This window comes from Pseudomonas sp. COR18 (genome assembly GCF_048568395.1).
GTDB lineage: Bacteria > Pseudomonadota > Gammaproteobacteria > Pseudomonadales > Pseudomonadaceae > Aquipseudomonas > Aquipseudomonas fuscovaginae_B.
Genome location: NZ_CP183808.1, coordinates 5,906,326 through 5,931,671 on the forward strand (window position 1 = coordinate 5,906,326; position 25,346 = coordinate 5,931,671).

Annotated in this window: 16 protein-coding genes; 4 read left to right on the forward strand and 12 right to left on the reverse strand. The window is 64.7% G+C overall.

The window, feature by feature from the left end; genetic code table 11:
• From ACM62G_RS27165 to ACM62G_RS27180, 4 genes are read left to right on the forward strand one after another with little or no spacing between them, the layout of a single operon-like run.
• Positions 1–1,302: an MdtA/MuxA family multidrug efflux RND transporter periplasmic adaptor subunit gene (locus ACM62G_RS27165; protein WP_419736023.1), complete on the forward strand. Its 1,302-nt coding sequence runs from the start codon at positions 1–3 to the stop codon at positions 1,300–1,302.
• Positions 1,299–4,400: an MdtB/MuxB family multidrug efflux RND transporter permease subunit gene (locus ACM62G_RS27170; RefSeq protein ID WP_419736024.1), complete on the forward strand. Its 3,102-nt coding sequence runs from the start codon at positions 1,299–1,301 to the stop codon at positions 4,398–4,400. The genes ACM62G_RS27165 and ACM62G_RS27170 overlap by 4 nt, the downstream gene beginning before the upstream one ends.
• Positions 4,397–7,498, forward strand: a complete 3,102-nt coding sequence (locus tag ACM62G_RS27175; protein ID WP_419736025.1) for a multidrug efflux RND transporter permease subunit — start codon at positions 4,397–4,399, stop codon at positions 7,496–7,498. The genes ACM62G_RS27170 and ACM62G_RS27175 overlap by 4 nt, the downstream gene beginning before the upstream one ends.
• The gene (locus ACM62G_RS27180; protein WP_419736026.1) at positions 7,495–8,988 is read left to right on the forward strand and encodes an efflux transporter outer membrane subunit; all 1,494 of its coding nucleotides are present in this window, start codon (positions 7,495–7,497) and stop codon (positions 8,986–8,988) included. The genes ACM62G_RS27175 and ACM62G_RS27180 overlap by 4 nt, the downstream gene beginning before the upstream one ends.
• 56 nt (positions 8,989–9,044) lie before the next feature.
• Here the strand turns inward: ACM62G_RS27180 and ACM62G_RS27185 are convergent, their stop codons facing one another.
• From ACM62G_RS27185 to ACM62G_RS27240, 12 genes are all read right to left on the reverse strand, one after another.
• Positions 9,045–10,121 (reverse strand): GGDEF domain-containing protein, encoded by a 1,077-nt coding sequence (locus ACM62G_RS27185; protein WP_419736027.1) that lies wholly within the window; start codon positions 10,119–10,121, stop codon positions 9,045–9,047.
• Between the two features lie 116 nt (positions 10,122–10,237).
• Entirely contained in the window at positions 10,238–10,969 is a 732-nt protein-coding gene (locus ACM62G_RS27190; protein WP_273820800.1) for a hypothetical protein, read from the reverse strand.
• A 163-nt stretch (positions 10,970–11,132) separates the two neighbouring features.
• On the reverse strand, positions 11,133–11,507 hold the full coding sequence (gene nirD, locus ACM62G_RS27195; protein ID WP_054059517.1) for a nitrite reductase small subunit NirD: 375 nt from the start codon (positions 11,505–11,507) through the stop codon (positions 11,133–11,135).
• Positions 11,507–14,065 (reverse strand): nitrite reductase large subunit NirB, encoded by a 2,559-nt coding sequence (nirB, locus tag ACM62G_RS27200; RefSeq protein ID WP_419736028.1) that lies wholly within the window; start codon positions 14,063–14,065, stop codon positions 11,507–11,509. The genes nirD and nirB overlap by 1 nt, the downstream gene beginning before the upstream one ends.
• Before the next feature lie 331 nt (positions 14,066–14,396).
• Positions 14,397–18,437, reverse strand: a complete 4,041-nt coding sequence (locus ACM62G_RS27205; protein WP_419736029.1) for a molybdopterin-dependent oxidoreductase — start codon at positions 18,435–18,437, stop codon at positions 14,397–14,399.
• A gap of 348 nt (positions 18,438–18,785) precedes the next feature.
• Positions 18,786–19,505 (reverse strand): HPP family protein, encoded by a 720-nt coding sequence (locus ACM62G_RS27210; protein ID WP_419736030.1) that lies wholly within the window; start codon positions 19,503–19,505, stop codon positions 18,786–18,788.
• A 158-nt stretch (positions 19,506–19,663) separates the two neighbouring features.
• The gene (locus ACM62G_RS27215) at positions 19,664–20,836 is read right to left on the reverse strand and encodes an MFS transporter (protein ID WP_419736031.1); all 1,173 of its coding nucleotides are present in this window, start codon (positions 20,834–20,836) and stop codon (positions 19,664–19,666) included.
• A 66-nt stretch (positions 20,837–20,902) separates the two neighbouring features.
• Positions 20,903–21,823, reverse strand: coding sequence for a polysaccharide deacetylase family protein (locus ACM62G_RS27220; RefSeq protein WP_419736032.1), 921 nt, complete (start codon positions 21,821–21,823; stop codon positions 20,903–20,905).
• On the reverse strand, positions 21,816–22,658 hold the full coding sequence (locus tag ACM62G_RS27225) for a polysaccharide deacetylase family protein (protein ID WP_419736033.1): 843 nt from the start codon (positions 22,656–22,658) through the stop codon (positions 21,816–21,818). Before ACM62G_RS27225 ends, ACM62G_RS27220 begins: the two co-directional genes overlap by 8 nt.
• Before the next feature lie 29 nt (positions 22,659–22,687).
• A complete protein-coding gene (locus ACM62G_RS27230) occupies positions 22,688–23,506 on the reverse strand; it encodes an ABC transporter substrate-binding protein (RefSeq protein ID WP_054059510.1) in 819 nt (272 codons plus the stop codon).
• A gap of 40 nt (positions 23,507–23,546) precedes the next feature.
• Positions 23,547–24,311: an amino acid ABC transporter ATP-binding protein gene (locus ACM62G_RS27235; RefSeq protein ID WP_419736034.1), complete on the reverse strand. Its 765-nt coding sequence runs from the start codon at positions 24,309–24,311 to the stop codon at positions 23,547–23,549.
• A gap of 20 nt (positions 24,312–24,331) precedes the next feature.
• Entirely contained in the window at positions 24,332–25,210 is an 879-nt protein-coding gene (locus ACM62G_RS27240) for an amino acid ABC transporter permease (RefSeq protein WP_054059508.1), read from the reverse strand.
• Between the last annotated feature and the right edge of the window lie 136 nt (positions 25,211–25,346).

Consider the following 25,346-nt stretch of genomic DNA (forward strand, 5'->3'; position numbering starts at 1 on the left):
ATGGTTGATCACTCCATGCAATCCTCTGCTCCTCGCAAATCCCGTCGTTGGCTGTTCGGCCTGTTCACCGTGTTGATCATCGCGGCGCTGTGCTGGCATTTCTGGCCGGCCGGCGAGCACAAGACCGAACACAAGCCGGCAGGGCATACCGGCAAGACGGGCATGATGCGCCCGGGCTTCGGCGCTTCCACCGGGCCGGTACCGGTGCGCGTGGCTCCGGCGACCGTCGGCGATTTCCCGCTCTACTACAAGGCGCTGGGCACCGTGACCGCGCTGAACACGGTCAATGTGCGGGCGCAGGTGGGCGGCCAACTGGTCAAGATCAATTTCCAGGAAGGGCAGATGGTCAAGGCCGGCGACGTGCTCGCCGAAATCGACCCGCGCAACTATGAAAGCGCCTTGCTGCAGGCCCAGGGCACCCTATTGCAGAGCCAGGCCCAGTTGAAGAACGCTCAGGTCGACCTGCAGCGCTATCGCGGGCTGTATGCCGAGGACAGTATCGCCAAGCAGACCCTGGACACCGCCGAGGCCACCGTACTGCAGTACCAGGGCACGGTGAAGAACAACCAGGGCGCGGTCGACGCGGCCAAGCTGAACCTGGCGTTCACCAAGATTCGCGCACCGATTTCCGGACGCCTGGGCCTGCGCCAGCTGGACGTCGGCAACCTGCTGGCGGCCAACGACACCCAGGCCGTGGCCGTGATCACCCAGACCCAGCCGATCAGCGTGGCGTTCACCCTGCCGGAGAACAACCTGGACGTGGTGCTGCCGCGTTTCCGCAGTGGTGCGCACCTGCCGGCCGAAGCCTGGGATCGTGGTGATGTGAAGCTGCAGGCCACCGGCGTGCTGCAGAGCCTGGACAACCAGATCGACATCACCACCGGCACCCTGAAGTTCAAGGCGCTCTACGAGAACAAGGACCAGAGCCTGTTCCCCAACCAGTTCGTCAACGTGCGCCTGCTGGCCGATACCCTGAAAGGCGTGATACTGGCGCCGAGCGCGGCGATCCAGTTCGGTACCGACGGGACCTTCGTCTATGCGCTGGAGGGTGACAGGAAGGTCAGGATTCGTCCGCTGAAGGTCGGGCCGAGTGACGGTAATGTCACTGTGATCACCTCGGGCCTGGCCGCCGGTGACCGGGTGGTGCTCGAAGGCACCGACCGCCTCAAGGATGGGGGCGAGGTGGAAGTGGTCAATGACAGCCAGGACGTACCAAGTACGCCAGCCGAGCACTTGCACGGTGCCAAGGCCAAGGACGGCGAAGCGGGTACTGACACCAAGGCGAAAAAGGTCGGCGCATGAATCTCTCGCGGCTGTTCATTCTCCGCCCGGTAGCGACTACCCTGAGCATGCTGGCGATCGTCCTGGCCGGGGTGATCGCCTACCGGCTGCTGCCGGTGTCGGCACTGCCCCAGGTCGACTACCCGACGATCCGTGTCATGACCCTGTATCCGGGCGCCAGCCCGGACGTGATGACCAGCGCGGTCACCGCGCCGCTGGAACGCCAGTTCGGGCAGATGCCCGGGCTGACCCAGATGGCTTCCACCAGTTCCGGCGGTGCCTCGGTGCTGACCCTGCGCTTCAACCTCGACATCAACATGGATGTCGCCGAGCAGCAGGTCCAGGCGGCGATCAACGCCGCGACCAACCTGCTGCCCAAGGATCTGCCGGCACCGCCGGTGTACAACAAGGTCAACCCGGCGGATACCCCGGTGCTGACCCTGGCGATCACTTCGAAAACCATGCTGCTGCCCAAGCTCAATGACCTGGTCGACACGCGCATGGCGCAGAAGATCGCCCAGATCAGTGGTGTCGGCATGGTCAGCATCGCCGGTGGCCAGCGCCAGGCGGTGCGGATCAAGGTCAACCCCGAGGCCCTGGCGGCTAACAGCCTGAACCTGTCCGACGTGCGCACGCTGATCGGCGCCTCCAACGTCAACCAGCCCAAGGGCAACTTCGACGGCCCGACCCGGGTGTCGATGCTCGATGCCAACGACCAGTTGCGTTCGCCCAAGGAATACGCCGAGCTGATTCTCGCCTACAAGAACGGCGCGCCGTTGCGCCTCAAGGACGTGGCCGAGATCATCGACGGTGCGGAAAACGAACGCCTGGCGGCCTGGGCCAACCAGAGCCAGGCGGTATTGCTGAATATTCAGCGCCAGCCGGGGGCCAACGTCATCGAGGTGGTCGACCGGATCAAGGCGCTGCTGCCGAGCATCACCGACAACCTGCCGGCCGGCATCGACGTCGCCGTGCTCACCGACCGCACCCAGACCATCCGTGCTTCGGTGACCGACGTACAGCATGAACTGCTGATCGCCATCGCCCTGGTGGTGATGGTCACGTTCCTGTTCCTGCGCCGGGCCAGCGCCACCATTATTCCATCGGTGGCGGTGCCACTGTCGTTGATCGGTACCTTCGGCGTGATGTACCTGGCCGGCTTCTCGATCAACAACCTGACGCTGATGGCCCTGACCATCGCCACCGGTTTCGTGGTCGACGATGCCATCGTCATGCTGGAAAACATCTCGCGCTTCATCGAGGAGGGTGACAGCCCGATGCAGGCGGCGCTCAAGGGCGCGAAGCAGATCGGTTTCACCCTGGTGTCGCTGACCCTGTCGCTGATTGCGGTACTGATCCCGCTGCTGTTCATGGCCGATGTGGTGGGGCGGTTGTTTCGCGAGTTCGCCATTACCCTGGCGGTGGCCATCCTGATTTCCCTGGTGGTCTCGCTGACCCTCACACCGATGATGTGCGCGCGTCTGCTCAAGCGTGAACCCAAGGAACAGGAGCAGGGGCGTTTCTACCGGGCCAGCGGTGCCTGGATCGACTGGCTGATCGAGTCCTACGGACGCAAGCTGCAATGGGTATTGAGGAACCAGACGCTGACCCTGCTGGTGGCCGTCGGCACCCTGGCGCTGACCGTGTTCCTTTACCTGGTGGTGCCCAAGGGCTTCTTCCCGGTGCAGGATACCGGCGTGATCCAGGGTATTTCCGAGGCGCCGCAATCGGTGTCGTTCGCCGCCATGAGCCAGCGGCAACAGGAACTGGCCAAGGTGATCCTGGCCGACCCGGCGGTGGAAAGCCTGTCTTCCTATATCGGTGTCGACGGCGACAACGCCACGCTCAACAGCGGGCGGCTGCTGATCAACCTCAAGCCCCATCGTCAGCGAGACCTCAGCGCGGCGCAGGTGATCGCACGCCTGCAACCGGAGGTGGACCAACTGGTCGGCATCCGGCTGTACATGCAGCCGGTGCAGGACCTGACCATCGAGGATCGGGTCAGCCGCACCCAGTACCAGTTCAGCATGTCCTCGCCGGACGCCGACCTGCTCGCCGAATGGAGCGACAAGCTGGTCCACGCCCTGGCCCAGCGCCCGGAACTGACCGACGTCGCCAGCGACCTGCAGGACAAGGGCCTGCAGGTGTACCTGGTGATCGACCGCGATGCCGCCTCACGGCTCGGCGTGTCGGTCTCCGATATCACCGATGCGCTGTACGACGGTTTCGGCCAGCGGCAGATTTCCACCATCTACACCCAGGCCAGCCAGTATCGTGTGGTGCTCCAGGCCCAGGCCGGGGAGAAGATCGGCCCGGCCGCCCTCGATCAGATCCACGTCAAGACCACCAGCGGCAGTCAGGTCCGGCTGTCGAGCCTGGCGCGGATCGAGGAGCGCCAGGCGCAACTGGCGATCTCGCATATCGGCCAGTTCCCGGCGGTGACGATGTCGTTCAACCTGGCGCCGGGCGTCGCCCTGGGCAAGGGCGTCGGGATCATCGACCAGGTCAAGCAGGAGATCGGCATGCCGATCGGCGTGCAGACCCAGTTCCAGGGCGCCGCCGAAGCCTTCCAGGCCTCGTTGTCGAGCACCTTGCTGCTGATCCTGGCGGCGGTGGTGACCATGTACATCGTGCTCGGGGTGCTCTACGAGAGCTATATCCATCCGGTGACCATCCTCTCGACCCTGCCATCGGCCGCGGTGGGTGCCTTGCTGGCACTGATCCTCAGCGGCAATGACCTGGGCATGATCGCCATCATCGGCATCATCCTGCTGATCGGTATCGTCAAGAAGAACGCGATCATGATGATCGACTTCGCCCTTGACGCCGAACGCAACCAGGGCATCCCGCCCGAGCAGGCGATCTACCAGGCGGCGCTGCTGCGCTTCCGGCCGATCCTGATGACCACTCTGGCGGCGCTTTTCGGTGCCGTGCCGCTGATGCTGGCGACCGGCTCCGGCGCCGAACTGCGTCAGCCCCTGGGCCTGGTGATGGTCGGCGGGTTGCTGGTCAGCCAGGTGCTGACGCTGTTCACCACGCCGGTGATCTACCTGTTCTTCGATCGGCTGGGACGGCGCTGGGGGCGGCATCCGAGCCGCCTGGAGCAGGCCGACACATGAACCTTTCCGGACCCTTCATCCGCCGGCCGGTAGCGACCATGCTGCTGAGCCTGGCGATCGTCCTGCTCGGTGGCGTCAGCTTCGGCCTGTTGCCGGTATCGCCACTGCCGCAGATGGACTTCCCGGTGATCGTGGTCCAGGCCAGCCTGCCGGGTGCCAGCCCGGAAGTCATGGCCTCGACCGTGGCCACACCGCTGGAGCGCTCGTTCGGGGTGATCCCCGGCGTCAACACCATGAGCAGCCGCTCCAGCCAGGGTTCGACCCGGGTGATCCTGCAGTTCGACCTGGACCGCGACATCAACGGCGCGGCGCGGGAGGTGCAGGCAGCCATCAACGCTTCGCGCAACCTGCTGCCCAGCGGCATGCGCAGCATGCCGACCTACAAGAAGGTCAACCCGTCCCAGGCGCCGATCATGGTGTTGTCGCTGACCTCCGACGTGTTGCAGAAGGGCCAATTGTACGACCTGGCCTCGACCATCCTGTCCCAGAGCCTCTCCCAGGTGCCGGGCGTGGGCGAGGTGCAGATCGGCGGCAGTTCGCTGCCGGCGGTGCGCATCGAACTCGAACCCCAGGCGTTGAACCAGTACGGCGTGGCCCTGGACGATGTACGTACCACCATCGCCAACGCCAACGTGCGCCGGCCCAAGGGATCGCTGGAGGACGACCAGCGCAACTGGCAGGTGCAGGCCAACGACCAGTTGGAGAAGGCCAAGGACTACGAGCCGCTGATCATCCACTACCAGAACGGTGCGGCCCTGCGCCTGGGCGATGTGGCGAAGATCAAGGACAGCGTCGAGGACCGCTACAACAGCGGTTTCTTCAACAATGACGCCGCCGTGCTGCTGGTGATCAACCGCCAGGCCGGCGCCAACATCATCCAGACGGTCAACGAGATCAAGGCGCAGTTGCCGGCTTTGCAGGCGGTGTTGCCGTCCAGCGTCAAGCTGAACCTGGCCATGGACCGCTCGCCGGTGATCAAGGCGACCCTGCATGAAGCCGAGATGACCCTGCTGATCGCCGTCGCCCTGGTGGTGCTGGTGGTCTACCTGTTCCTCGGCAACTTCCGCGCGTCGCTGATTCCGACCCTGGCGGTGCCGGTGTCGCTGATCGGTACCTTCGCCATCATGTACCTCTACGGGTTCTCCCTGAACAACCTGTCGCTGATGGCGCTGATCCTCGCCACCGGCCTGGTGGTGGACGATGCGATCGTGGTGCTGGAGAACATCTCCCGGCATATCGACGAGGGCGTGTCGCCGATGAAGGCGGCCTACCTCGGGGCGAAGGAGGTCGGTTTTACCCTGTTGTCGATGAACGTTTCGCTGGTGGCGGTGTTTCTGTCGATCCTGTTCATGGGCGGCATCATCGAGAGTCTGTTCCGCGAGTTCTCGATCACCCTGGCGGCGTCGATCATCGTGTCTCTGGTAGTCTCCCTGACCCTGACGCCGATGCTCTGCGCCCGCTGGCTCAAGCCCCAGGGCGCGCAGACGCGCCTGCAGCGCTGGAGCGAGCAGGCCAACGAGCGCATGGTCAGCGCCTACGCCCGCAGCCTGGACTGGGTGTTGCGCCACCGGCGCCTGACCCTGCTCAGCCTGCTGGTGACCATCGCTGTCAACGTCGCACTGTACGTGGTGGTGCCCAAGACCTTCATGCCGCAGCAGGACACCGGGCAACTGATCGGTTTCATCCGCGGCGATGACGGGCTGTCGTTCGGCGTGATGCAACCGAAGATGGAGACGTTCCGCAAGGCGATCCTGGCCGACCCCGCGGTACAGAGCGTGGCCGGCTTCATCGGTGGCAACAACGGCACCAACAACGCTTTCATGCTGGTACGTCTCAAGCCGATCAAGGAACGCAACATCTCGGCGCAGAAGGTCATCGAGCGCCTGCGTGACGAGATGCCCAAGGTCCCCGGCGCACGCCTGATGCTGATGGCCGACCAGGACCTGCAGTTCGGCGGCGGTCGCGAGCAGACCACCGCGCAGTACTCCTACATCCTGCAGAGCGACGACCTGGCGGCCCTGCGCGAGTGGTATCCGAAGGTGATCGCGGCGTTCAAGGGGCTGCCGGAACTGACCGCCATCGACGCCCGCGAAGGTCGCGGCGCGCAGCAGACCACCCTGGTGGTCGACCGCGATACCGCCAAGCGCCTGGGCGTCGACATGAGCATGGTCACCGCAGTGCTGAACAACGCCTACAGCCAGCGGCAGATCTCCACCATCTATGACAGCCTGAACCAGTACCAGGTGGTGATGGAGGTCAACCCGAAATACGCCCAGGACCCGGAAACCCTGAACCAGGTCAAGGTGATCGGCAGCGACGGCCAGCGCATTCCGCTGTCGGCCATCGCCCACTACGAGAACAGCCTGCAGGAAGACCAGGTCAGCCATGAGGGGCAGTTCGCCTCGCAAAGCCTGTCGTTCGACATGGCCCCGGGCGTGACGGTGGAGCAGGGCACGGCGGCGATCGAGCGGGCGGTGGCCAAGCTAGGCCTGCCGGAGTCGGTGATTGCCAAGATGGCCGGCACCAGCGATGCCTTTGCCGCCACCCAGAAAAGCCAGCCGTTCATGATTCTCGGCGCGCTGGTGGCGGTCTACCTGGTACTGGGGGTGCTCTACGAGAGCTACATCCATCCGCTGACCATCCTCTCGACCCTGCCTTCGGCCGGCGTCGGCGCCTTGCTCAGCATCTACCTGCTGGGCGGCGAGTTCAGCCTGATTTCCCTGCTCGGGCTGTTCCTGCTGATCGGTGTGGTGAAGAAGAACGCGATCCTGATGATCGACCTGGCCCTGCAACTGGAGCGCCATTCGGCGCTCGAGCCCCTGGCCTCGATCCGTGAAGCCTGTCTGCTGCGCCTGCGGCCGATCCTGATGACCACCCTGGCGGCGATCCTCGGTGCACTGCCGCTGCTGCTGAGCACCGCCGAAGGGGCGGAAATGCGCCAGCCGCTGGGCCTGACCATCATCGGCGGGCTGGTCTTCAGCCAGGTCCTGACCCTTTACACCACCCCGGTGGTTTACCTTTATCTCGACCGCCTGCGCCACCGTTTCAACGCCTGGCGTGGCGTCCGTACCGATGGTGCTCTGGAAACTCCGCTATGACTGACCACTCCTACTGCAATGCGACCGCCCGGGCCGCACAACGCCTGGAAATGGCCCGCGGCTCGCGCCTGCTGAGCCTGGCCCTGTGCGGGCTGATGCTCAGCGCCTGCGCCGTCGGCCCGGACTACAAGCGCCCGGAAGCCGCCACGCCGGCGCAGTACAAGGAAGCCGCCGGCTGGCGCCAGGCCCAGCCCAGCGACTCGCTGGCCCGTGGCGCCTGGTGGGAGCTGTATGGCGATCCGGTGCTCAATGGCCTGGTGGAAAAACTCAACAGCGGCAACCAGACCGTGGCCCAGTCCGAGGCGCAGTTCCGCCAGGCCCAGGCCCTGGTGCGCAGTTCCCGCGGGGCGTTCTTTCCCAGTGTCGACCTGAGCGCGGGCAAGACCCGTTCCAGCCAGGGCACCGGCAGCAGCAACTCGAGCCTGAGCAGTTCCGCGAGCGGGATTCGCGACACCTACAACGCGCAACTGGGCGTGAGCTGGGAAGCCGATGTCTGGGGCAAGCTGCGCCGCGGCCTCGAGGCGGACCAGGCGAGTGCCCAGGCAAGCTTCGCCGACCTGGCGGCGATGCGCCTGAGCCAGCAATCGGAACTGGTGCAGAACTACTTGCAACTGCGGGTGATCGATGAGCAGAAACGCCTGCTCGAAGCCACCGTGCAGGCCTATGAGCGCTCGCTGAAAACCACCGAGAACCAGTACCGCTTCGGCGTTTCGGACAAGGCCTCGATCGCCCAGGCGCAGACCCAGTTGAAAAGCGCCCAGGGCGACCTGATCGACCTGGTCTGGCAGCGCGCCCAGTTCGAGAACGCCATCGCCGTGCTGACCGGGCAGGCGCCGGCCGACTTCAAGCTGGCGGCCACCCGCGACGTTCCGGCGTTGCCGCCGATTCCGCTGGGCCTGCCGTCGCAACTGCTGGAGCGGCGTCCGGATGTCGCCTCGGCGGAGCGCTCGGTGATTGCCGCCAACGCCAAGATCGGCGTGGCGAAGGCGGCCTACTACCCGGACCTGACCCTGAGCCTGTCCGGCGGCTACAGCAGCAGTACCTATGCCGACTGGATCAGCCTGCCGAACCGTTTCTGGTCGGTGGGGCCGAAACTGGCGATGACCCTGTTCGACGGCGGGCAGCGCTCGGCGGAAGTGGAACGGACCGAGGCGGTGTATGACCAGACTGTCGCCAAGTATCGCCAGACCGTGCTCGACGGTTTCCGCGAGGTGGAGAACTACCTGATACAGCTCAAGGTGATGGAGAACGAGGCGGTGGTGCGCCAGCAGGCGCTGGACTCGGCCCGTGAATCCCTGCGCCTGACCGAAAACCAGTACAAGGCCGGACTGATCGCCTACCTGGATGTGGTCACCGTGCAGACCACTGCCCTGAGCAACGAGCGCAGCGTGCTGAGCCTGCTGCAGAGCCGGCTGATCGCCAGTGTGCAACTGATCGCCGCCCTCGGCGGGGGCTGGGACGGCGCCACCGGGCCGGTGGCCGCCAAGTAACCCGATCCCTGCGGTGGGCCTGTTCGCGGCCAGCCTGGCTGGCCAGCGCAACTCCGTCACTCAAAAAAGGTATAGCGGTCCTTGCCGCTGTGCTTGGAGCTGTAGAGCGCCTGGTCAGCCTTGACCAGTGCCGAGTTCAGCGTGTCCTGCGGCTCGATCCGGGCCAGGCCGATACTGATGGTCACCGGATACTCGGTCATCGCTTCACGCACCCGTCGGCACAGGCGCGCCATCAGTGCCTCGGCCTCGATACGGGGCATGCCGTGCAGGTACACTGCGAATTCCTCACCGCCCAGCCGGGCATACTCGAAGTCCCCCATCACCGTCCTGATGTCCGCCGCCACGCGCTTGAGCACTTCATCGCCGACGTTGTGGCCGTGCACGTCGTTGACCTTCTTGAAATTGTCGACATCAATCATTGCCAGGTACTGGGCATGATCCTGCGGCGTCGTGCGCAAGTGCTGCTGGGTCTTGCTCATGAACGAGCGTCGATTGGGAATGGCCGTCAGCGCATCGATATAAGCCTGTTCCAGCAGCCGTCCAGCCATGATGTGGTTGTGCAGCTTGGCCTGTCGCAGCCTGAAGAAACTGTAGAGGGTAATTCCGGTGAGAAACAGCGAATAGCTGAGGATCAGCGCCCCCTTGAGCTCGTAGACGACGATCCCGGTCATGAAGAAGGGATCGAGCACTACCCAGCAAACGCCCACTGCGCAGAGAAATGACCAGCGACTCAACGGCAGCACCGAGGCACTGTAGAGAATGCTGGAGGCTGCAAGTATCTGCCAAACCGCATGCTGCTCCTGGGGCAGCCCCTCGATCACCAGTCGGATGCCCAGGGCGATCACGGCGACGAACACCAGGTTCAGCAGGTCGAAGTGCCGTGCCTGGCGCACGAAGCGTTGCAGGATCACCAGGGCGGTCAGGCTGGCGATGAACAGCAGGGACATCCAGGTGAAACCCTGGGCGCCAATGAAGCTGACGATCAGGTCGAACAGCAGCCAGATCCCCAGGCTGGCCAGGTAGATCAGGCTGCAGAAACCGCGCAGCCGTTCGAAATCGTGTTGCGCAAACTCCGCCTGGAGTGCCGGTGTAGGAGCCTGGCTGGTCACCTGGGCTTCAAGGGTCTTGAGCATTGCGGGCCTTGTTACGCGTTCGGAATCGTCTATGTGGACGATAGCGCAACTGAAGGTCCGCGAACCACTGCGCAGACCGGCCAGCCGCTTCGCTGCATGGCCGGTTGACGCCTACGTCAGCTACGCGGGCCGATGTCTATGCGTACGAATGTCCCCTTGGAGTTTCCCCCTACCTTGCCAGCCCGGCTTGAGAGTTTGTAGTAGGCCATGTGCACGCCATCGTCCATTTCGAGGAAATATTGCGCATCCAGGATGATCACGGTGTCGTGTTCGGCACTGGTCACCAAGGCCTGGCTGATGGCCGGCTCGTCGACCCCGCCGAGGCTGAGGCCGATCTGGTCGCCTACGGTCTGCCCGGGATAACGGTCTATATGGAACTTCACGCTGTTGCAATGCCTGCGCAGGTAGTCTCGGGTCACCCCCGGGTAACCGACTTCGTCATCCACCCCAGGCTTGCTGCCTCCTTCGCCGTCCTTGGGTACGCGCAGGTCGATGGTGAATCTCTCCGTTTCCGATTCGAAGGTGGTGCCGGCATGGTTGCGTACCTTGAAGGCGACCTTGGCAACGCCTTGCTCCCACAGATACTTGTAGGGCAGCCATACCCTGAGCGGGAAGTGGATCGGCCCGGGCAGCGGCACGGGCACCTCGTGGGGGCTGCCGCTGGGCGATGTGTAGAGCAGGGTCATATGGTCGACCTGACCGGCTTGCGCCGAATCGGGCCACGCTTCCTTGACGTCCAGGGCAAGGTTGGACGTGAGGGCGTCGACGGGCAGAAGGTTGTGTTCCGGGTATTCGAATTTTTCCAGCGCTACCGGAATTTTCAGGGCGGGAAGAGGAGTGTGATCCATCGTCGTGATCTCCATCGTGGCTGACAAGCGACAGGTGCTGCCTGGGCAACACCTGTCCCGCTGGCAATCCGGATGGATACAGCTGCCAGACGCCCATTAGGGCCTGCGCGGTCGAGACTGGCTACTGTCAGTTCTGACAGTCTTGCCAGGTTCCCGACGAACGTCAGATCACCGCGATCTGCACTTCATCGCCGGCCCAGCGCACTGGCCAGACTCGCAACTGCTGCTCCGGATACTCCAGGCAACTGCCGTCCTCGAGGTTGAAGTGCTGCTTGTACAGCGGCGAGGCGATCACCGGCTGGCCCTTGATATGGCCGACGATGCCGCGGCCGATCACATTGGCGCCGGACAACGGGTCATGGTTGTCGATGGCATACAGGGTGCGTCCCCGGGTGTCATCGGGCAGGTAGAACAGCGCGACCTGGGCGCAGTGGAACCAGACCACCACGCCGGAGTTCTCCACCAGGTCTTCGCGGCGGCAGACCGCCTGCCACTGCAAATCGTTGGCCATGCTGTGTTGTGCGGTTGACTGGCCCATCAGAGCACCTCCTCATGTACGGCAATCAGGTTGAGTTCATCGGCGCGCACCGGCCGGCGCTGCGCACGTTCCTTGACGAAATGGATGTCCGGGTCGCCGCGCCGGTCGTTGACGAAGGTGCGGAAGCGCTTGAGTTTTTCCGGGTCGCTGATCGCGTTGGCCCACTCGCATTCGTAGCGCTCGACCACCCGTTGCAACTGGTTCTCCAGCTCGGCGGCCAGGCCCAGGCTGTCGTCGATGATCACCGCCTTGAGGTAGTCGAGGCCGCCCTCGAGGTTTTCCCGCCACACCGAGGTGCGTTGCAGGCGGTCGGCGGTGCGGATGTAGAACATGAGGAAACGGTCGACGTAGCGGATCAGCGTCTCATCATCCAGGTCGGTGGCGAACAGCTCGGCGTGGCGTGGGCGCATGCCGCCGTTGCCGCAGACATACAGGTTCCAGCCTTTCTCGGTGGCGATCACGCCGATGTCCTTGCTCTGGGCCTCGGCGCATTCGCGGGTGCAGCCGGACACCGCCAGCTTGAACTTGTGTGGTGCGCGCAGGCCCTTGTAGCGGTTCTCCAACAGCAGGGCCATGGCCACGCTGTCCTGCACACCGTAACGGCACCAGGTGCTGCCGACGCAGGATTTCACCGTGCGCAGCGACTTGCCATAGCCATGGCCGGTCTCGAAGCCGGCATCGATCAGTTCGCCCCAGATCTCTGGCAGTTCGTGCAGTTGTGCGCCGAACAGGTCGATGCGCTGGCCACCGGTGATCTTGGTGTAGAGGTCATATTTCTTCGCCACCACACCCAGGGCGATCAGCTTGTCCGGAGTGATTTCGCCGGCGGCGATCCGCGGGATGATCGAGTAGGTGCCGTTCTTCTGCATGTTGGCCATGAAGGTGTCGTTGGTGTCCTGCAGCGGCACCAGCGCCTTGTCCATGATCGGCCGGTTCCAGCACGAAGCGAGGATCGACCCCACCGCCGGCTTGCAGATGTCGCAGCCGGTGTGACCCTTGCCGTGACGGGCGAGCAGTTCCTCGAAGGTCTCGATGCCACCGACCCTAACCAGGGCGTAGAGCTCCTGGCGGGTATGGGCGAAGTGTTCGCAGAGGCTCTTGTCGACGGCCACGCCGCGGGACACCAGTTCGTGCTCGAAGACCTGCTTGAGCAGCGCGCTGCAGCCGCCGCAGCCGGTGGCGGCTTTGGTCTGCGCCTTGAGATCGGACAGATCGCTGCAACCGGCATCCACCGCGCAGCAGATCGCGCCCTTGGTGACGTTGTGGCAGGAGCAGATGGTCGCCGTGGCGGGCAGGGCATCGGCACCGAGGGTCGGGGTGCCTTCGTTCATGGGCAGGATCAGGCTGGCCGGGTCCTGGGGCAGGGCGATGGAGTTCTGTACGTATTGCAGCAGGGTGTCGTAGTAGCTGTTGTCGCCCACCAGTACCGCACCGATGACCTTCTTGCCCTCGGCATCGACCACCAGGCGCCGGTAGGCGGAGTTGGCCTCGTCGATGAAGCGATAGCTGCGTGCGCCCGGGGTGGCGCCGTGGGCATCGCCGATCGAACCGACATCGACGCCGAGCAGCTTGAGCTTGGTCGACATGTCGGCACCGTTGAAGGTGTCCGCGGCTTCACCGGCCAGGCGGCTGGCGACATTGCGCGCCATGCTGTAGCCCGGCGCGACCAGGCCGAACACGCTGCCGTTCCAGGCGGCGCATTCGCCGATGGCCGAGATGGCCGGGTCGCTGGTCTGGCAGTGGCTGTCGATGACGATGCCGCCCCGTGGCGCGATCTCCAGCCCGCTGTTGCGGCCCAGCAGGTCCCGGGGGCGAATCCCGGCGGAGAAGACGATCAGGTCGGTTTCGAGAAATTCGCCGCCGTCGAAATTCATCCGGTAGCGGTACTGCTCGCCGGCGACTATTTCCTTGGTTGCACGGGAGAGGTGGACACCGACGCCCAGGCCTTCGATCTGCGCCTTGAGGGCGGCACCGCCATCGCCGTCCAGTTGCACCGGCATCAGACGCGGGGCGAACTCGACCACATGGGCTTCCAGGCCTAGGGACTTGAGCGCATTGGCCGCCTCCAGGCCCAGCAGGCCGCCGCCGACCACCACGCCACGGCGTGCTTCGGCGGCGGCCGCGCGGATCGCGTCGAGATCGTCGAGGGTGCGGTAGACCAGCCGCGCCGAGCCTTCGGAGCCGGGAATCGGCGGCACGAACGGATAGGAACCGGTGGCCAGGATCAACTGGTCGTAGGGCTGGCGGCCTGAACGGGTGACGATCTCGCGCCTGTCGCGGTCGATCTCCAGCACTTCGACGCCCAGGTGCAGCCTGACCCCGTGACGCTCGTACAAGCCGGGCTCGCCGAGGGCCAGGGCCTGGGCGTCCTTGCCGGCGAAATATTCGGACAGGTGCACGCGGTCATAGGCCGGTTGCCATTCCTCTCCATAGACATGCAGTTCGAACTGATGCAGGGCGCCACGCTCGATCAACTGCTCGACGCAGTGGTGGCCGACCATGCCATTACCCACGATCACCAGTTTTCTGCGATGTTCGACATTTACGATAGCGTTCATGGAGCTTCCTCGGATCACGGCCAGTCACGGACTGGCGCAGCCAGAAAAAATGCAAAAAAAAACGCCTGGAGCCGAAGCTCCAGGCGCCTTTGCCTGGTGTCTTATTCCTGTTCTGTGTGTGATCGCCGTTGACCACCTGAACGGTCTGCCAGGTCATTCATGGCAGAAAGTGACTGGATAAAAGCAGGGAGTGTGCCAAGTGCCGGTTTGTACGGTTTACTCGGTCTTTGTCGGTATTTTCCGAATAAATTCGACCTGTGTTGGTGCGTTCCGCTTGGCGGCTGCCAGCTATGGGGGCGCCCCCCAGGGCTCTTTCACGGATGAATGCGGCTCAATACACATCCCGCACATAACGCTTGTCCGCCGCCAACGCCTGGACATATGCCTGTGCCGCATCCGCATCCAACCCACCATGGGTGCGTACCACCTGCCTGAGCGCCGCATCCACATCCCGCGCCATGCGGCTGGCATCGCCGCACACATAGAACCCCGCACCTTCCTCCAGCCAGGCCCACAACTGTGCGCCTTGCTCGATCATCCGCTGCTGCACGTAGATCTTCTGCGCCTGGTCCCGGGAAAACGCGGTATCGAGCCGCTGCAGATGGCCCTGTTCACACCATGCCTGCAGTTCCTCGCGGTAGTAGAAGTCACTGGCGGCATGCTGCTCGCCGAAGAACAGCCAGTTCCTGCCCGTTGCGCCGATCGCCTGGCGCTCCTGCAGAAAGGCCCGGAACGGCGCAATGCCGGTACCCGGACCGACCATGATCATCGGCGCCGAAGGATCGGCTGGCGGGCGGAAGTTCGCCGATTTCTGCACGAAGATCGGCACATCCAGGCCCTCGGCGCGGTCGGCGAGGAACCCCGAACAGCAACCGGAACGCGCCTGCCCGGCGTGCTCGTAGCGGACAGTCGAAACCGTCAGGTGCACTTCGCCCGGATGTGCCTTGGGGCTCGAGGAAATCGAATACAGCCGCGGTTGCAGCGGTTTCAGGCAATCCACCAGTTCCTGCGCACCCAGCTCGACCTGCAGCTCGCGCAGCAGATCCGCCGGTTGCCGGCCCCACAGCCAGTCCTTGAGCTCGGTCTTGTGTTCATCGGCCAGCAGGCGCTTGAGCTGGCTGCTGCCCGAGCGTTGAAAGACCCGTTGCAACAAGGCCGGACTGATCCGGCCGATCTCCAGATGGCGGCTCAGGGCGTCGACCAGCGGCATGGGCGTCTGGTCCTTGAGGAACACCACCGTCTCGGCGCTGCACGCGCTCAGGCAGCCACGCAGTTGTTCCACCTGTTCGGGGCAGTGGCTGGGCCAGACACCGAGGGCATCGCCGGCCTGGTAGTCGAGGCCGCTGTCAGCCAGGTCGAAGACGAACTGCCGGGTTTCCTTGCCCGCGTCGGGGCCGCTGAGCAGACGGTTGTGCTTGAGCCGGGCCGAAAACGGTTGCTGGCGGCTGTAACGTGGGGCACCGACGAGCACCACAGGCTGGTCGGTGAGGGCCGAATCGAGCTGTTCCAACCAGGCGCTGGCCGGCTCCTGGTAGTCCGGCTCGCAGTCGACCCGGGCCGCCAGACGCTGTGCGCCGAGACTGTGCAGGCGCTCGTCGAGCTTGCGGCCGAAGCCGCAGAACTGATCGTAGCTGGAGTCACCGAAGGCCAGCACGGCAAAGCGCAGATGGGCCAGGCTCGGGGCATCGTCGGCTTCCAGCGCCTGCCACAGGCCATGGGCGTTGTCCGGCGGGTCGCCGTCACCGAAGGTGCTGGTCAGCAGCAGCGCACGGCCAGCCTGGCTCAGCTCCCGAGCCTGGATGCTGTCCATCGAGGCCAGCCGCACCCGATGGCCTTTCTCCCGCAGGCGCTCGGCGGCCGACTTGGCGAATGCTTCCACCGTACCGGTCTGGGACGACCAGAGCAGCAGCACGGGCGGCTGTTCGTTCGTGACTGCCGGCAGCACCTGGGGCTGGGCCGGCTCCTGGCGGGCGAACAGACCGGCCAGGAGCCCTTCGAGAATCAGTCGGTTGGACGGTTGCAGCGGCGCATTCGCCGGCAGGGTCGGGACACCGGCTGCGGCCTGACTGTGGCCCAGTCCGAGCAGGAAGCCTTGCAGGTAAAGGTTTTCATCGGGCGCCAGCTGGAGGCTGGGCGTGCTGTCGAGCCCGAGAATCCGGGCCAGGGCTTGGGTCTGCATCGTATACGCGGCCTCCGTGCGCAGGGGCAAGGGCTGTGGATCAGGCTTGGGCGAAGCGACCCGGTGCAGGGTCACGGCGCTGAACTTGAATTCCGGTTGCAGTGAGATCGGGTCCACGGCATCGCTGGTCACGGCGTTGATCGCCAGGTCGTCGCCGTAGACATCGTTCCAGTGGAAGGGCGCGAAGCAGTTGCCCGCTGCCACTCGCTCGCTGATCTGCGCCGGCAGCACGGCGCGTCCCCTTACGGAACGCACCTCGACGGCATCCTTCTCGGAGATACCCAGGCGCGCCGCATCGAACGGATTGATCTCGACGAAGGGGCCGGGATTGAGCCTGTTCAGCGCCGCGACCTTGCCGGTCTTGGTCAGGGTGTGCCACTGGTGCTGCAGGCGCCCGGTGTTGAGTACCCAGGGGAAGTGGTCGTCGGGTTGTTCGGCCGGTGGTTGCCAGGGCCGGGCGAAGAACCTTGCCCGGCCGCTGGCGGTGGGGAACAGCAGGCGCGGATGAGTGCCATCGGCAGCCGCTTGCGTGCCGTCGTTGAGGTAGCGGATCGGGTTGCGGTCCTGCTGCTGCCCGGGGCCGCAGGGCCACTGCAGGGGTGTCTGCTCCAGGCGCTGGTAACTGGCGCCGCGCAGGTCGTAACCGGTGCCGGGGTTCCAGGCGCGCTTGATCTCCTCGAACACTTGGGCGGCGCTGGTGTAGTCGAAGGCGTCGGCATAGCCCATTGCACAGGCCACCCGGGCGATGATCTGCCAGTCCGGCAGGGCCTGGCCGGGGGCGTCGACGGCCTTGCGCATCAGCGTCAGGTTGCGTTCGGAGTTGATCATCACCCCCTCGGTTTCGGCCCACAGGGCGGCCGGCAGGAGGATATCGGCGTAGCGGTTGGTTTCGGTGTCGAGAAAGGCGTCCTGGGCGATCACCAGTTCGGCGGCCTGGAGCCCGGCAATGACCCGTTGCCGATTGGGCGAGGATGCCACCGGATTGGTACAGATGATCCAGCAGGCCTTGACCTTGCCGGCCTGCATGTCCTCGAACAGGGCGACGCTGCCGCCACCGACCCGCTGGCTCAGGCTGCCGCGGGGAATCTGCCAGAGGTCTTCGATGAACTCACGGTCGGCGGCCACCAGGGCCGAGCGCTGGCCTGGCAGGCCGGGGCCCATGTAGCCCATTTCCCGGCCGCCCATGGCGTTGGGTTGGCCGGTGAGGGAGAACGGCCCGCTGCCGGGACGGCAGATCGCCCCGGTGGCCAGGTGCAGGTTGCACAGGGCGTTGGTGTGCCAGGTGCCGTGAGTGCTCTGGTTCAGGCCCATGGTCCAGCAACTCATCCATTCGGCCGCCTCGCCGATCCATTGGGCGGCCTGACGGATCTGCGCCTCGGGCAGGCCGGTCAGGCTGGCGACCCGGGCCGGGTGGTAGTCTTCAAGAAACTCCGGCAATGCGTCCCAGCCCTCGGTGAAGCGGGCGATGAAATCGGCATCGGTGTGGCCGTTCTTCAGCAGCAGGTGCAGCAGGCCGTTGAGCAGGGCCAGGTCGCTGCCCGGCCTGATCTGCAGGAACAGGTCGGCCTTGTCGGCCGTGGCGTTGCGTCGCGGGTCGACCACGATCAGCCGGGCACCGGCCTTGAGCCGGTCCATCAGGCGCAGGAACAGGATCGGGTGACAGTCGGCCATGTTCGCGCCGATCACGAAAAACAGCTCGGCCTGGTCGAAGTCCTGATAGGAGCCCGGCGGCCCGTCGGCGCCCAGCGACAGCTTGTAGCCGGCGCCGGCGCTGGCCATGCACAGGCGTGAGTTGGACTCGATCAGATGGCTGCGGACAAACCCCTTGGCCAGCTTGTTGATCAGGTACTGGGCTTCCAGCGACATCTGCCCGGAGACATAGAAAGAAAGGGCGTCGGGGCCGTGTTCGTCGAGGATCGCCTTGAGCCGGCGCGCGCTTTCGTCGATAGCCTGGTCCATGCCGACCTGGCCCGGGTCACGCTTGCGCTCGTGGCGCATGAACGCCTGGGCCATGCGTCCGGAGTGGGTGAGCGGCTGGGCGCAGGTACTGCCCTTGGTGCACAGGCGGCCGAAGTTGGTCGGGTGCTGCCTGTCGCCGCTGACCTTGATCACCTTGTTGTCGCGCACCTCCATGACGATGCCACAGCCGACACCGCAATAGGGGCATACGCTGCGTACGCTGGTCTGGGTCATGGTCTGTTGCTCCTGCCCGAGGAAATGATGCGTGCGGAAAAGAAAAAGGCGCTGTGTCGCTCTCCGTCGAAACGGGGCAACACGGCGCCTTTGTCGTGAGGTCAACCGCCTGCGTTGGCGGTCGTTGTTCCGGTTTTTGCAAGCTTTGCGCCAATTTGCGCAAAACCTGCTGAGTCGATGGGGCCGTGGTTGTCTGAACGAGCGCTGTCGCCAGCAAACCCGCTTCCACCGGTGCAACTGCACCGCAGCTGTCATGGAATACCTGGGGGAGCGGGCTTGCCCGTGAACGGCTCAGCCTGCACGGTCAATGACTGTGCATCGAGCCCCGTGCCCCAGCCTGGTGCAAAATCAGGGCCTGGACGCAAACACCTCGCCGATGCTGCGGCGCCTGGCCTGGGCCTCGCAAGCGCTGATCAACTGCTCCAGATCCTCGGCCGTCACATCGATGAACGCTTCCATCTGCGCCAGGGCCAGCTCCAGATCTTCACGGGCGATACCCAGGGGCTCGCCGGGGCGAGGAGGGTTGATAAAGGTCCTGGGCGGCTCGACATGCACCTTGGGGTAGCGCACCCGGGTCAGGTTGTTGTAGCCGATGGCAACCGCCAGCAGGCAGGTCGCCGCGAGCATCACCGGCTCCACGACCCGCCAGCCCAGGGCGACGGTATCCGGGTCGGCGATCACCATCAGCAGGGCGAGGGCTCCCGCTGGCGGGTGCAGGCAACGCAACAGGCACATGGCAAGCACCGCCAGGCACACCGCCAGACCGGCACTGCCCAGGCTGCGGTCGAGGAAATGCACCACCAGTATCGAGGCCAGGGTGGCGCACAAGTAGCTGCCGATGAGTGACCAGGGCTGGGCGAGGGCACCCGAGGAGACGGCGAACAGCAACACCGCCGACGCTCCCAATGGCCCGATCAGGTGCAGCGCCACTGGCAGCCCGAACAGCCGGGCACAGGCCCAGACACTGATCAGGGTGCCCAGGGCCACGCCAATGGCGGCACGGCTCCATTCGGTGGGGCGGGTATTGAGCGAGGGCGGCAACAGACGGCGGGACCAGCGGGCAGGCATGTCGGGAACAATCCACTTCAAAGGCACGGGACAAAAAAGAAGGGCTTGCGCGACTGGCGCAAAGCCCTTTCAAGGTTCCTGAGTTGGGGGAAGGAACGGCACCAGTGTGCCGGTTCCTTGAATCGCTGGCTAATTCATAATAATGAGCTTCAAGTGCATTATTTTTGCAGTGAAGGGAGGCTGCGACCGGCCAGGTAGCACAGGCAGCCACCGACGGCGGTGAGGCCGCAGAGCGCGTAGAACATGCTGGGTGCAGGTGCGTTGATCAGCAGGTAGCCACAGATCACCGGGCTCATGGCGCCCCCCAGGGCCGCCAGGTTCTGCGCGCCCAGATAGCTGCCGCGCAGGTGCTCGGGGGCGATGGTGTCGATGAACAGGTACTCGGCCGGGTAGATGATCATTTCCCCGAGGGTGAAGATGAACATGGCGATGCACCAGGACACCAGGTTGCCGGCCTGGCTGAAACCGATCAGGCCGATGATGAAGAAGGTGATGCCCATGCCCATCCAGTAGCGCAGTTGCTCGCGCTTGAGAAAACGGCCGATCTGGTACTGCAGCAGGATCACGCTGATGGCGTTGCAGGCCAGGATCGCCGACAGGGTCGTCAGGGCCTCCTGGCTGCTGTGGGTCACCAGCAGGTACTGCGACAGGTACAGGGTGTAGCGGCCATGGACGATGGTGTTGAGCAGGCAGCCGCCGGTGAACAGGATCAGCGTGCGGTCGCCGCGCAGGGTGCGCAGGGTATCGAGGAAGCTGACCGGCTTGCCCGGTGAGTCCCCGTTGCGCGGAGCGATGCCGAACATCAGGAACATGCTCGCGAAGGCAATGCCGGCCGCGATCAGGAACGGTGCCAGCGGATGGATCCCGGCAATCACCACGCCGAGCATGGGGCCGGTGGCATAGCCGACGTTGGTCAGGGTATAGCGCAGCGAGAACACCCTGGCCCGCTGGCCCATGGGCAGGTTCTCGCTGATGATCGCCTTGGAACCGATCAGGAACAGGGCCGAGGCGGCTTCGGTGATGACCAGGGTGAGGGTGGTCAGGTAGAGGTTCTGGGCGAAGGTCAGCAGGGTGAAGCCGATGGCGCTGGAGAGCATGGCCAGGATCAGCAACCGGCGCTTCTCCAGGCGATCGATGACATAGCCGCCATAGAGCGACATCAGGGTGGCGATGAACACCGCGATACCCAGAAGCAGGCCGACGTCCTGCTGGTTCAGGCCCAGCTTGCGGCTGAGGAACAGGGTCAGCAGCGGGCTGGTGATGGCGCGGCTGACGACGATGGTCACGGAGCAGATCATCAACCGGCGGATGACGAGGGAGTAGGTGGTCACTGGGGTGCTCGAGTCCTTGTTCTTGTGTGTTCGGCGAGTCGCTACGCCCGCGTCGCGGGCGTTCGCTCAGGGCAGGTAGGTCCGGTAGTGCCGCTCGTGGACCGCCGCCGGATGGTCCTCGGTCAGTGGCGCGGCAGTCTCTCGCCACCATTGCGCGACGTCCTCGGCGGTGGCGATCCACACGTCGTCATGTTCGCGGATGCCTTGCAGCAGCTCGCGCAGCATGCCGATGCGCCCGGGCGTGGCGATGATTTCCGGGTGCAGGCGCAGTACATAGCACAGGCCGAAACGGTGAAACCCGGCGAAGTCCATCTTCAGGTTGCCCAGTGTGTGGCTGTAGGAGGCGATCCGCGATTGCGCCGGAGGGACGGCGGGGCTCAGGTTGAAGGCGAAATAGGGCTCGTCCTCCAGTTCGTAGTGCAGCGGCAACTCGATCAGCCCGGGCGCCGTCGGATGGGTGAACGGCAGGTCATCGCCACGCCATGAGGACGACCAGACGATGCCCTGGTCCCGCAGGGCCTCGGTAAAGCCTGGCTGCCAGTGACCGGCGGGAATGCGGAAGCCCCGCGGGCGTTGCCCGGTCAGGCTGGCCAGGCTTTCGCAGCCGCGGATCAGCGCGGCCTTCTGTTCGTCGAGGCTGAGCCGCTCATAGTCCTGGTGGCGGTAGCCGGCGCAGGCGATTTCATGGCCGCCAGCGAGGATCGCCCGGATATGCGCCGGGTTCTCTTCGGCGACGATGCCCGGAATGCACCAGCTGCTGGGCACCGCCAGCTCCTCGAACAGCGCAAGCAGCCGCTCGACCCCGCGCTGGGTGCCGTAGCGCCACACCGACAGGGTCTTGTCACGTCCGGCCACCTGCGGCGCCTGGGTGAGGATGCCGTGGATGTCGTTGTAGTCGACGGTGATCACCACCGCGCTGCGATAGGGCGCGGGCCAGGGGCTCTGAAACGGCGGCAGGGCGAGCGATTTGCGGATGAACTCAGCCATGATGATGCTCCTTGAGCCACCAATGGGCGACGTCGCGGCAGGTGGCAAACCACACGTCATCGCGCTCGCGCATGTGTTCGAACAGCCGTTCGAGCAACAGCAGGCGGCCTGGCTTGCCGGTGATCTTGGGATGGAACAGGGTGGTCAGGCACAGACCCTCGGCGGCGGCACCGTCGAACTCACGGCACCAGTTGTCCAGGGTCAGCTCATAGCTGGCGGTGCGGTCCAGGCCACTGGGAAAATCCGGGCTCCGGGTGTAGGCGATCGAGGCATAGTCGTCCATCTCCCAGCGCCCGGGAATTTCCACCAGCGGCCGCTCGTGGCCGGGGACATTCACCAGGTAGGGGCGATCGTCGCCACGCATGCTGCTGGAATAGATCACGCCGTTTTCCACCAGCATCGCCGGCGTGTCGCTCTGCCAGTCGCCTGACGGTGTGCGAAAGCCTTCGGCGCGGATGTTCAGGTGTTGCCAGAACACCTCGCGGCATTTTTTCATTACGTCCTTCTGCTGCTGCAGCGAAAGGGCGTAAAAGGATTCGTGCTTGTAGCCGTGGTAGGCCACCTCATGTCCGCGCTCGACGATCGCCTGGCACTGCCGGGGCCAGTTCTCCACGACCCAGGCCGGGACGAAGAATGTGGTGGGCAGGGCAAACGCCTCCAGCAGGTCGAGCAGGCGCGGCAGCGCGCGATACGGGCCGTAGCCGCCGAAGCCGAAGTACTCGGGCTTGCGCCAGATCGAGTCGTCGAGCATGGCATCGCCGGTCGGGCCGTCGAGGTCGAACGCCAGGGCCAGGCAGGCTTTGTGCCCATCCGGCCAGGTCGGGGTCGAGGACATGGGTGGTTGTTCCTTGTTTACACCAGCGCTTACTGGCCTTTGTTGATGGCGACGCTGTCGACCGCACCGACCGACAGGTCCCATTTCTTCAGGATCGCCTGGTAGCTGCCGTCGGCGATCATGCCCTGCAGGGCGGCCTGGATGGCGTCACGCAGTTCGCGGTTTTCCTTGCTCACGCCAAGGCCGGTGAACTGCACGGTCATGGGGGTGCCGATGATCTTGAAGGTGTTCTTTTCCTGGGTCGTCAGGTACGGCAGGGTCTCGCTGCCCTGGACGGCGGCGGCGATCCGGCTCTGGCGCAGTTGCGCCCGGGCGTCGGCCGAACCTTCGGTGCCGATCACCTTGATCTGCTGGTCGGCCGGGCAGTGGGCGCTGCTCCAGGCGGCGATTTCCGCCGGGAAGGTGGTACGCCGGCTGGTACCCACGGTCCTGCCGCAGATATCGGTCATCTCGTTGATGTCCTTGTTCTTCTCCAGGGTGTAAAACTGCGAGCCGCTGGTGAAGTAATCGACGAAATCCACCGCCTTCTGCCGTTCCGCGGTGTCGGTCATGCCCGAGAGCACGATGTCCACGCGCTTGGTGGTCAGGGCGTTGATCATCTGTTCGAAGGAGGTCTCCTGCCACTTGATCTTCACGCCCAGGCGCTCGGCCAGGGCGTTGCCCAGGTCGAAGTCCAGACCGGTCAGCTCGTTGGTGGCCGGGTCCTTGAAGTCCATCGGCGGATAGTTGGGCACGATCGCCGCGACGATCTCGCCCTTGGCCTTGATGCTGGCGGGCAGCTCGGCAGCCCAGGTGAAACCGGAGGCCAGGAGGCTTGCGAGTACTGCGGGAATTGCGAGGTTCTTCATGGTCGTTCTCTTATGAAATGTTGTGAGGTTCAAATGGAACCTAGGTTCGAACGGCAGAAATGAAGCTTTGGGTGCGGGGGTTTTGTGGATTTATCAGTATTTCTTCGGGGCTTCCTTCCTCCACGATCTGCCCGCCGTCCATGAACACCATGCGATTGGAAACCTCGCGGGCGAAGCCCAGTTCATGGGTGACGACGATCATGGTCATGCCGGTGCGCGCCAGCTCGCGCATCACCGACAGCACCTCACCGACCAGTTCCGGGTCGAGTGCCGAAGTGGGTTCATCGAACAGCATCAGCTTGGGCCGCATCGCCAGTGCCCGGGCGATCGCCACCCGTTGCTGCTGGCCGCCGGACAGCTCGATGGGGTAGCTGTCGCGCTTGTGCGCCAGGCCGACCCGCGCCAGCAGTTCCAGGGCTTCGTCGGTCGACTCCTTGGGCGAACGCTTGAGGACCTGGACCGGACCTTCGATGATGTTTTCCAGCACGGTCATGTGCGGGAACAGGTTGAAACGCTGGAACACCATGCCGGTGGCCAGGCGCTGGCGGGCGATCTGCGCTTCGTTGAGTTCGTGCAGCTTGTTGCCGACCACACGGTAGCCGACCAGCTCGCCGTCGACCCAGAGGCCGCCCTTGTCGATCTTCTCCAACTGGTTGACGCAGCGCAGCAGGGTGCTCTTGCCCGAGCCGGACGGGCCGATGATGCACAGCACCTCGCCCTGTTCGACTTCGATGTTGACGTCCTTGAGGGCGTGGAACGAGTCGTAGTGCTTGTTCAGGCCGACAGCCTTGACGATGGTTCTCATGTTCGGTTTCTCCAGGACGCTTACGAACGCTTGCCGGCGCCGCGGGCGAATCGGCGTTCCAGGCGGCTTTGGGCAAAGGACAAGAGGGTGATCGCCAGCAGGTACCAGATACCGGCGACCATCAGCAGCTCCATCACACGGGCGTTGGCGTAGTAGATGTTCTGGGCGTTGTAGAGCAGTTCCGAGTACTGGATCACGCTGGCAAGACTGGTCGCCTTGACCATGCTGATGAACTCGTTGCCCACCGGCGGGATGATGATGCGCATGGCCTGGGGCAGGATGATCCGGCGCAGCGCCTGCAGGCGCGGCATGCCGATGGACTTGGCTGCCTCGTACTGGCCGGTGTCCACCGAGAGCAGGCCGGCGCGCACCACCTCGGCGGTGTAGGCGCCCTGGTTGATGCTCAGGCCCAGCAGGGCGGCGACGAAGGGGGTCATCAGGCTGACGGTATCGACCTGGAACAGCCCGGGAATCCCTACGGTAGGGAAGATCAGCGCCAGGTTGAACCACAGCAGCAGTTGCAGGATCAGCGGCGTGCCGCGGAACAGCCAGGTGTAGGCGATGGCGACATAACGCAGGATCGGGTTGCTCGACATGCGCATGATCGCGGTGATGACGCCGAAGAAGATCCCCAGGATCATCGCCAGCACCGCCATGACCAGGGTGTTCAGCAGACCGGTCAGGATCGACCTGGCGCTGAAGAACTGGCCGATGTATGACCATTCGATCTGGCCGTTGGCGAAAGCGCGGACCAGTCCGGCCAGGGCGATGACGATCAGGGTGGCGAAGAATATCCGCCCGTAGTAGCGCCGTGGCACATGCTCGTACTGGGTGATGTCGAACTGGTTCTCGGCCTGCTTGCGCTCGGCGAGCAGGCGATCCGCCTGGGTCTGGCTCATGGTATGTCTCCGTCTGCGGCGCCAGGGGCGCCGCCAGTATTTCTGCCTTGGATCACCGCCCCCTGTAGGAGCCGGGCTTGCCCGCGAAGCTTTTGGCGGCCTCAAGGGCCCATTCGCGGGCAAGCCCGGCTCCTAC